Source organism: Saccharopolyspora sp. NPDC002686, from assembly GCF_040295745.1.
Classification (GTDB): domain Bacteria; phylum Actinomycetota; class Actinomycetes; order Mycobacteriales; family Pseudonocardiaceae; genus Saccharopolyspora; species Saccharopolyspora oryzae.
Map to the genome: position 1 here is coordinate 1 of NZ_JBEOVY010000421.1, position 6078 is coordinate 6078.

Annotated in this window: 6 protein-coding genes; 2 read left to right on the top strand and 4 right to left on the bottom strand. The window is 71.5% G+C overall.

From position 1 onward, the window contains the following. Both ABTZ89_RS34360 and ABTZ89_RS34365 read left to right on the top strand, forming a co-directional pair. Positions 1–774 (top strand): inositol monophosphatase family protein (locus tag ABTZ89_RS34360; RefSeq protein WP_351052709.1); only part of this gene is annotated, 774 nt, incomplete at its 5' end. A 214-nt stretch (positions 775–988) separates the two neighbouring features. After that, the gene (locus ABTZ89_RS34365; protein ID WP_351052712.1) at positions 989–1321 is read left to right on the top strand and encodes a hypothetical protein; all 333 of its coding nucleotides are present in this window, start codon (positions 989–991) and stop codon (positions 1319–1321) included. 184 nt (positions 1322–1505) lie between these two features. Here the strand turns inward: ABTZ89_RS34365 and ABTZ89_RS34370 are convergent, their stop codons facing one another. The 4 genes from ABTZ89_RS34370 to ABTZ89_RS34385 all read right to left on the bottom strand — a co-directional run. Continuing rightward, positions 1506–2327 (bottom strand): FAD binding domain-containing protein, encoded by an 822-nt coding sequence (locus tag ABTZ89_RS34370; RefSeq protein WP_270949547.1) that lies wholly within the window; start codon positions 2325–2327, stop codon positions 1506–1508. Continuing rightward, positions 2324–2797, bottom strand: a complete 474-nt coding sequence (locus tag ABTZ89_RS34375) for a (2Fe-2S)-binding protein (RefSeq protein WP_270949545.1) — start codon at positions 2795–2797, stop codon at positions 2324–2326. Before ABTZ89_RS34375 ends, ABTZ89_RS34370 begins: the two co-directional genes overlap by 4 nt. Positions 2798–2881: 84 nt before the next feature. Beyond that, positions 2882–5140, bottom strand: coding sequence for a xanthine dehydrogenase family protein molybdopterin-binding subunit (locus tag ABTZ89_RS34380; protein WP_270949544.1), 2259 nt, complete (start codon positions 5138–5140; stop codon positions 2882–2884). 254 nt (positions 5141–5394) lie between these two features. Next, a partial coding sequence (locus ABTZ89_RS34385; RefSeq protein WP_351052717.1) for an LLM class flavin-dependent oxidoreductase occupies positions 5395–6078 on the bottom strand: 684 nt, incomplete at its 5' end.

The following is a 6078-nucleotide window of genomic DNA, read 5'->3' on the forward strand; positions in this document are numbered from 1 at the left end:
GGCGCGGCCAAGGCGGCGTCGGCGGCCTTCCGGGACGCTCGCGCGCAGTTCGACCGGGCGCAGCTGGCCGAGACGTCGTCGGTCGGCGCGGACGGCACCGCGTCGATGCGGTTGGACCTGCTGGTGGAGGCCGCGATCGCGGAAGTCGCCGAGGCGCACCGGATCAACCTGCTCAGCGAGGAGGTCGGGTTCGCCGACAACGGTTCGGCGATGACGCTCGTGGCCGACCCGGTGGACGGCACGGCCAACGCCGCGGCCGGGGTGCCGCTCTCGGCGTTCGCCGGGGCGATCGCGGTCGACGGGAAGCCGGTGGAGGCGCTGACCTGCTGGCTGGACACCGGCCGGTGCTGGCACGCGGTTTCGGGCCAGCGCGCGGAGTTCCGCACCAGCGGTCGCCGCGAGCTGGACGGCGCGGCGGTCAGCCTGCTGCGCCCGCACGAGCGCAGCGCGGACGCGTGGTGGCGGGTGACCAAGCGCGCGGCGCGGGTCCGCATCCTGTCCACGTCGTGCCTGGAAGCGATGCTGGTCGCGGAGGGTTCGACGGACGCCTTCGCGGACGCGGACTCCGACACCCACCGGATCGTCGACCTGGCAGCAGCGATGGTGGTCCTCCCCGAAGCGGGCGGCGCGGTCCTGGACGTCCACGGCCGGCCCCTGGAGATCGACCCGGACCTCCGCCGCCGCTGGTCCGGAGTCGTGGCGGCGACCCCGGAACTCGCCGAAGAACTCGCCGAGATCATCAGGGGCTCCGTTGCCGCAGGTCAAGCCCCGTGAGTCTTTTGGGGCGCTATAACACCACAAAAGACTCACGGGTCCCCACCTGCGGAAATGCCAGCCGCGAGGTTCAGCCGAGTTCTCGGGACTGATCAGGGACGTCCCCGGGCGATCCCTGATGTCCCGCGGCACCCGGATCGCGAAAGCTGAGCGGTGTCGGCGGCCGGAGAGCGGCAGCTGATGCGATCCGAACTGATCACGAGAAGGAGAGTGCGTGGCTTTCACGCAGGAGAGCAGTGCCTCGGTGCCCGAGGGCGCGCGTGCCGCGGTGCAGGTGACGCCCAATCCGACGACCGAACGGGGCCAGGAGGTGACGATCACCGGTCACTGCGGCGGCGGTACCGGACTGCGGGCCGTCGTCAGCGGTGTCGACGGGCGGCCGGTCCTGGAGGACGTCGAGATCATCGAGTCCGGCCCCGAGCGGTTCGAGGCCAGGGCGAAGCTCCGCGAGACGGTCGGCAACGGGGTGGGACCCGTGCTGGTCGACTGCGGCGGCGAGGCGGGTGTGACCCTGCTCGTCACCCACGTGACGGGCAACCCCGCCTGACACCAGCACGAACGCGACCACGACGGCGGCGACAGCGAGGGCGGACTTCGCCGCCGCCCCGCGACGGGCGCGATTCCAAGAAGTCGAGCGCCTGATTTCCGTTGATATGGCGGGGAAAGGCGTGGTGCTCGCTCGGGGGATGAACGAGGGCACCCGCGACCTGGTCGCGGGTGCCCTCACCTCGTCATGCGCGGCGGGCTGCCGCGTTTTCCAGGGCCCTGCGGACCAGGACCTTCGCCAGGTGCTTGCGGTAGGTCGCGCTCGCACTCGCCTGGTCCGGCGGGGAGGTGTCCTCCGCCGCTCGCTCCGCGGCCTCGGCCGGGCTCGCACCGCTCGCCAAGGCCTCCTCGACGCCGCGCGCTCGCATCGGCGCCGGGCCCATGTTCACCAGGGCCACGCGCTGGCCCGCGACGGCCACGCCGACCACGGCCCAGTCGATCGCGCGCTTGGTGAACTTCTGGAAGTCCCAGCCCTGCGCCGGGTTCTTGGCCACCCGGATCTCCACCAGGAGCTCGTCCTCGCCGAGCGCCGTTTCGAAGAAGTCGGTGAAGAACTCCGTCGCCGGGATCTCCCGCGTGCCGGACGGGCCCTGCGCGACCAGCACCGCGTCCAGCGCCAGCGCCACCGCGGGCAGGTCCGAGGCCGGGTCGCCGTGCACCAGGGAGCCGCCGATCGTGCCGCGGTGGCGGACCTGCGGGTCACCGATGGTGCCCGCCGCGTGCGCCAGCAGCGGGACTTCCCGCTGCAGCAGCTCGGAGTGCTCCAGGTCGTGGTGCCGGGTCAGCGCGCCGATGCGGATCTGGTCGCCGTCCTCGCGGACGTAGGACAGCTCGCGCAGCCCGCCGACGTCGATCAGCACTTCCGGCACCGCCAGCCGCAGCTTCATCAGCGGCAGCAGGGAGTGCCCGCCGGCCAGCAGCTTCGCGTCGTCGCCGTGCTCGGCGAGCAGGCCCAGCGCCTCCTCGACGGAACCGGCCTTCTTGTAGGTGAACGCGGCAGGGATCATTCCGCGGCCCCCGACTTCTCCTCGGCCGCGCTGAGCACGGCGCGGACGATGTTGTGGTACCCGGTGCAGCGGCAGAGGTTGCCCTCGAGCCCGGCGCGGACGTCGGCCTCCGTCGGGTTCGGGTTCTCCTCGACCAGGGACACCGAAGCCATCACCATGCCCGGGGTGCAGAACCCGCACTGCAGGCCGTGCTCCTTCTGGAACGCGCGCTGCATCGGGTGCAGCTGCTCGCCGTCGGCGAGGCCTTCGATGGTGGTCACCTCCTGGCCGTCCACCTGGGCGGCCAGCACGGTGCACGACTTCACCGACTCTCCGTCGAGCAGCACCGTGCACGCGCCGCAGGACGTGGTGTCGCAACCGATGTTGGTGCCGGTCAGTTCGCAGTTGTCCCGCAGGTACTGGACGAGCAGGGTGCGGTCCTCGACCTCGTGGCTGCGCTGCTCGCCGTTGACGTTGATCGAAACTTGCACGAATGGAACTCCTAAGCACGTGGCGGGATGAGCGGCCGTCGGGAAACGGCTGATCACTTCACCTGAACCAATTCCACCGGTGTTCTATGCCTCGTTGATCGCCCGCCACACCCGTTCGGGCGTGGTCGGCATGTCGATGTGCCGGACGCCGAGGTGGGCGAGGGCGTCCACCACCGCGTTCTGCACCGCGGGGGTGGCCCCGATGGTGCCCGCTTCGCCGATCCCCTTCACCCCCAACGGGTTGAGCGTGGTCGGGGTTTCCATCGTGAGCAGCTCGAAGCTGGGCAGCTCGGCCGCGGTGATGAAGGCGTAGTCGGCGAGGTTGGCGTTCTGCGGGTTGCCGTCGGCGTCGTAGGAGACCTCCTCGAGCAGTGCTTGCGCGGCGCCCTGGGCGATGCCGCCGTGGCGCTGGCCCTCGGTGAGGATCGGGTTGAGGATCGTCCCGGCGTCGTCGACGGTCACGTGCCGCAGGTAGTCGACCTTGCCGGTCTCGGTGTCGACCTCGACGACCGCGAGGTGCGAGCCGAACGGGAACGTCGGCCGGTCCTCGGTGAACCGCACGTCGGAGGCGAGCACCTCCTCGGACTTCTCCGCCAGCTCCGCCCAGGACAGCGCGATGTTCGGCGTGCCGCGCACCTGCCACTTGCCCTCGGTCAGCTCGAGGTCGGCCTCGTCGATCTCGATCAGCTCGGCGGCCAGCTTGCGCGCCTTGTCCTTGACGTCCACGGCCGCCCGGTGCACCGCCGACCCGCCCAGCTGCAGCGACCGCGAGCCCATCGTGCCCACGCCCTCGGGGATCAGGTCGGTGTCGCCGTGCACGACCTCGATCTTGTCCAGGTCGATGCCCAGCTGCTCGGACACCAGCATCGCGAAGGACGTCCAGTGGCCCTGCCCGTGCGCGGAGCTGCCGGTGAGCACCAGGGCGCTGCCGTCCGGGCGGATCTCCACGCGCCCGGTCTCGCCCTCGGTGTTGTTCGGCGCGGTGATCTCCACGTAGCTGGCCAGGCCGATGCCCAGCTGGCGGGTGGAGCCCTCGGCCCGGCGCTTGGCCTGCTCCTCGCGGAGGGCCTCGTAGTCGGCGGCTTCCAGGACCGCGTCGAGGCCCTTGATGTACTCGCCGGTGTCGTAGGTCATCCCGCCCGGCGTGTCGAACGGGAACTGCTCGGGACGCACCAGGTTGCGGCGCCGCACCTCGGCCGGGTCGACGCCGATCTCGGCGGCGAACAGGTCCATCGCCCGCTCGACGGCCGCGGTCGCCTCCGGTCGCCCCGCGCCGCGGTAGGCGCCGATCGGGGTGGTGTTGGTGACCACCGCGCGGGCCCGCGACTGCACCTTCGGGATGTCGTAGACGCCGCTGGTCATGAACCGGGTGAACAGCGGCAGGAACGCGCCCATCCGCGGGTAGGCGCCGACGTCCTGCACGAGGTCGAGCTGGTAGGCGAGCACCGTGCCGTCGCGGCGACCGCCGATGGTCACCACCTGCCGCTGCGCGCGGCCGTGGGTCATCCCGAGCAGGTTCTCGCTGCGGCTCTCCACCCACTTGACCGGGCGCCCGACCTGCTTGGCCAGGAAGGGCAGCAGCGCGGCCTCCTGGTCGATGCCGATCTTGGCGCCGAACCCGCCGCCGACGTCGGGCGTGATCACCCGGACCTGCTCGCGCGGCAGCCCGAGGTTGGCCATCAGCGCGTCGCGGCAGCTCTGCGCGTTCTGGTTGGACAGCCACACGGTGACCTTGTCGCCGGCCCAGGCGCAGGCCGCGGTGCGGACCTCCAGCGGCGCGGCGGCCAGCCGCTGGTTCTCGATCTGCTTGCTGACCACGACCTCGCAGTCGGCGAACAGCGATTCGTCCAGCTCACCGCTGGTGCCGGTGATGTTGGTGCCGGCGTCGGCGAACAGCAGGACCTCGTCGCGCAGGGCGTCGTCGACGTCGACCACCGGGTCCAGCGGGTCGTAGTCGACCGAGATGGCCTCGGCGGCGTCCTCGCCCTGGGCGCGGGTCTCGGTGACCACCGCGGCCACCGGTTCCCCGACGTAGCGGACGACCTCGCGGGCCAGGTGCGGGCGTTCCATCGCCGCTGGTGGCGGGCCGCTGATGCCGCCGTCCGGCGGGAAGGCGGGGAGGTCGACGTCGGCGCCGGTGAACACGCCGAGCACGCCGGGCAGGGCTCTGGCCTCGTCGGTGTCGATCTCGGTGATCCTGGCGTGCGCCAGCGGGCTGCGCACGAAGGTCACGTGCAGCGCCCCGTCCAGCTCTGGCTCGCGCAGGTCGTCGACGTAGGTCCCGCCGGCGGTGAGAAGGCGCGGGTCTTCACGGCGTTCTACCCGGGTGCCGAGAATGCTCAATGCTGCCTCGCAGTCAGAACGATCAGTTTCGGGAACCGACCAGTCAGTCTGCTGGTGCGAATGGCGATCCACAAGACTCGCCACGACTTTTGCCGTCCACTTTGCGCCGTCGTCCCGACGCGTCCGCGCAACGTTCACCGCGTCGCCGAGCAGCCCGGCGCCGTCGATCCGGAGTGCTTCCAGCGTTGCACGCCCCAGCGGTCACCACAACGGAGGACCCGGTGCCGCAGGAGCGTCCGAAATGGACGGCGCGCTCAGGGGCGGAACACCTGCGAGGCGGCGCGGATCGTGCGCAGCGTTGCTTCGTGGGATCCGGCGCCCTCGGGCATCAGCAGGACGCGGCCGACGCCCAGTTCCGACGCCCGCTCGGCCAGGCGCCTGCGGCATTCCGCGACGTCGCCGGCGATGTGGCAGCCGGTCAGCGCCGCGGCTCCGGCGAGGGCTTGCTCGGCGGTCGGCACCGGGCGTTCGACCAGTGGTTTGCCGAACTCCGCGATCTGCAGCTCGGCGTCGGCGATGCCGGTGGTCAGCAGCTGCTCCGCGGTCGGGGTGTCGTCGGCGATGGCGAAGTACGCCGAGTCGATGTTGTCCTGCGGATCCAGCTGGTGGCCGTGCTCAGCAGCCGCGGCGGCGTGCGCGTCGAGCACGGTGCGCTTGGTCGGCACGTCGATGAACGGGCCGAGCAGCACGGGGAGTCCGAGGCGGCCCGCCAGCCGGGCTGATTCCGGGGACGAGGACGCCAGCACGAACGGAACTCGGCGGGCCGGCGGTTCCGGCGTGATCGCGACTTCGTCGAACTGGTACCGCTCGCCGCTGCCCTTCGCGCGTCCCTGCCGCAGCGCTTCTTCGAGCAGCGCCACGGGCTCGGCGATGTCGCGGAACCCGGCGATCCCGGTGCCGAACACCTCCTGGTCGATCAGCGGCTGGCCGCGCCCGAC